Source organism: Collimonas sp. OK412 (assembly GCF_900112135.1).
GTDB classification, from domain to species: Bacteria; Pseudomonadota; Gammaproteobacteria; order Burkholderiales; family Burkholderiaceae_D; genus Collimonas; species Collimonas rhizosphaerae.
In genome coordinates, this window is the sequence record NZ_FOLC01000057.1 from 1 (window position 1) to 2,879 (window position 2,879).

Genomic DNA, 2,879 nt, shown 5'->3' on the forward strand with positions numbered 1-2,879 from the left:
GATGCCAACGGGCTGACCAATGGCGACCACATTGCGGCCGGACAGGTGATCTCGATTCCTAACAAGGTCAGCAACTTCCATAATACGGCGTCGACTTTCAGGGTCTATAACCCGGGGCAGGCGATTGGGGATACTTTACCGTATTTGCCGACAGAGCCGTTGCCGCCGCCTCCGCCGTCATCGGGCGGCGGGTGTGGTGGTTTTGTACAATTCCTCGCCATGGTCGTGGCGATTGTTGTGGCTGCCTATACTGGCTACGTTATGGGCCCGGGCTTGCTCAGTGGCGCCACTGCCGGTGCTGCAGCAACAGTTGCATCTCAAGGTGTATTAATAGCTGGGGGTGAGCAGAAAGGATTCGATTGGAAGGGTGTGGCAATGGGAGCCATTGGAGGGGCCGTAACAGCAGGTGTAACCCAGGGTATACCGATGGCGGGCAGCGATGCCTTTGTGCGAGGTTTGGCGCAAGGTGCTGTCGGCAGTGTGGTCACTCAGGGCGTTGGAGTGGCTATCGGATTGCAAAGCCATTTTGATTGGCGTGGCGTGGCTGCTTCTGCGATTGCTACTGGGGTCAGTGCAGGGGTTGCAGACAGTATTGGCAGATTGCAGGCGACGCCTGGTGGGATGCTGACGAATGATGTAGGGCAAGCCATGACGCGTAACCTTGCCGCCGGGTTAGCTGCGGGTGTGGCCAGCGGTTTGGTGCGAGGCGGTAGTTTCCAGAATAATTTGCCGGGGATTTTACGGGATGTGGCAGCCAGTACCATTGGCAATTCGATCGCCGATCAGATGACTGCAGTCAGTACCCAGAAAATCTACGGCATTGATGATGTAAATCGGCCTGCTGTACAACCACAACTTGCCGACGGTTTTGGCAACTCTGATGTACCGCTGGCGACGACCAGCTATGGCGGTTATACACCGGCGGATTTGACTCGGGGCGGCTATCCGGCAAGGGCGCGGTTTATTGATACACCAGTGGACCGGGACGGGTATGACATCCAAGGCGCGGCGCCGTATCAAAACGATCCGTCTTCCGGTCTTAAACCGCTGAATCCTGCATGGAACTTGAATGATCAGGGTGAGCCGGAAATGGTGCAAACGGGCAGATACAGCCGGAGCGATGTTAGGAGTCCCGCAGCGGAGTCGGTACAGACGGAGATGAGCTACGGGGAGCAAATGGGTCATGTTGGAGACTTTATTTGGGACCTTGGAAAGGGTGTCAGGAACGGTATAGTCAATGGCGTCCCGAAAATGGTGATGGGCATTGCCAGCACGTTGCAGCAAGGCCTATACATGAATGGTTTAACGGAGGCTGGCGTTGATCCGTCGGATGCATATAATATTGCTAAACAATCGACATCACAGTGGCCTAGCGGAGAACTGCTGCCTTATGCCAATCCGGTGCAAGGACTGGGCGGTTTTGTCGGCGAATTTGCCAGTCCGTTTGTCTATGGAAAAGGCTTGCAGTTAGCCGGTTCAGGGATGCGGCTCATGGGGGAGGCATTTCCGTCTGGTTCCGCAAGTGGAATATCAGTTGGCGTTAGGTATCAGATTGGGGCACTCGGAGATTCAAGTTCGATTGAATTAAGCGGAAGGAAATTACTATCGACCGAGGGTAGTATTGGGGCAAACACGACAGAAGAGTTGGTGTTGCATGCTAGGGCTGCCGAGAAAGGGTACCCAGGGGTACAGGTGACACCGAACGGTGGTCCAACATTTGCCAAGACTGACTATCTGTTTCCCATACGGGAGGGACAACAGAACGTGTTGAACCTCGAAATGACTGGTAGTCGAAGACTTGACTTTAAAGCAGCCAACGAGGCCGCTGGCCTACAAGATTTAGTGCCTCGAGGCGCTGATTCACCGAGCGGGTATGTTTGGCATCACGTTGATGATTTTAATCCTGCCACAGGAACATCTACGTTGGAATTGGTTGAGAGGGGCGCTCATAATGCGACTATCCCGCACAAAGGTTCCGTCTTTCAGTGGGAACAACTGAATGGTGTCCCTTACAGGCGATAAATGAAAGAGAGTTGATATGACTGCTTTAAAAATTACTGACGTCGCGCCTTCCGTTAGCGATGTCGAATTGAATGAGTTAGAAACCCGTTTTGGATTTTCATTTCCTGAAGACTTAAGACAACACTACCTTCATTTTAATGGAGGTAGGCCCGTGCCAAATTTGTTCCCGCGAGGAGACGAGTATTTTCCTGTGAATGAATTTCTACCGATCAAGCACGGCATGCGTGGAACTCGTTTTGAGGATACCTATGTCGATCTCATTCAGGGGAATGAATTTTTCCCAAAGAATTTAATTCCGATAGCAAGTGACTCAGGTGGGGATTATTTTTGCTATAGCTTGGAACCGGGGAAAATCGGCGCAATTTGTTTTTATCAATCTGACTATTACGATGACCCTTCAAGGGCTGTAGTGTGTCTAGCAGATAATCTCGAAATTTTCTTGAATTCTCTTGTCTCAGACGAGAACGAATAAGAGAAAGGATCGGGGGCAGCTCTTGCAATGACATATTTCATATTCTGGCAGGATTGAATTATGTCCAGACGGGGCATTTAAACTGGCTACCGACAGCGTCCAGAAATCGCACGCCAATGGCCGCTCGCTGCTCCCTATAAAGAGCAAGAACGAGCGGCCTAGCGATCAAGTCTATCTCACTTATTGCATTGGTAACACAAGGATCGGGGTCACCCATTGAGGATCAGGGTCAGGTCTTGCAATGACATATTTTGTGTTCCAATGCGTTCAATATGCTGTCGTATTTCGAATATGACGAAGAGGGCAACCGCACCCGCGAGTCCTACACCACAGCCGACGCGCCGGCAAACCGGATTTACTACCAGCTGGCCGACATCAAATACGA

General features: G+C 51.7%; 2 protein-coding genes. Both read left to right on the forward strand.

Annotation, left to right across the window (positions count from 1 at the left end):
• On the forward strand, positions 1 to 2,022 hold a 2,022-nt coding region (locus tag BM062_RS24825; protein ID WP_139220211.1), incomplete at its 5' end, for an HNH endonuclease signature motif containing protein.
• 16 nt (positions 2,023 to 2,038) lie between these two features.
• On the forward strand, positions 2,039 to 2,494 hold the full coding sequence (locus BM062_RS24830) for an SMI1/KNR4 family protein (protein WP_092402399.1): 456 nt from the start codon (positions 2,039 to 2,041) through the stop codon (positions 2,492 to 2,494).
• Positions 2,495 to 2,879: the final 385 nt, after the last annotated feature.

Bases quoted from the DNA above. Each gene is read 5' to 3' on its own strand.
- BM062_RS24830 (WP_092402399.1), top strand. From the start codon at position 2,039: ATGACTGCTTTAAAAATTACTGACGTCGCGCCTTCCGTTAGCGATGTC.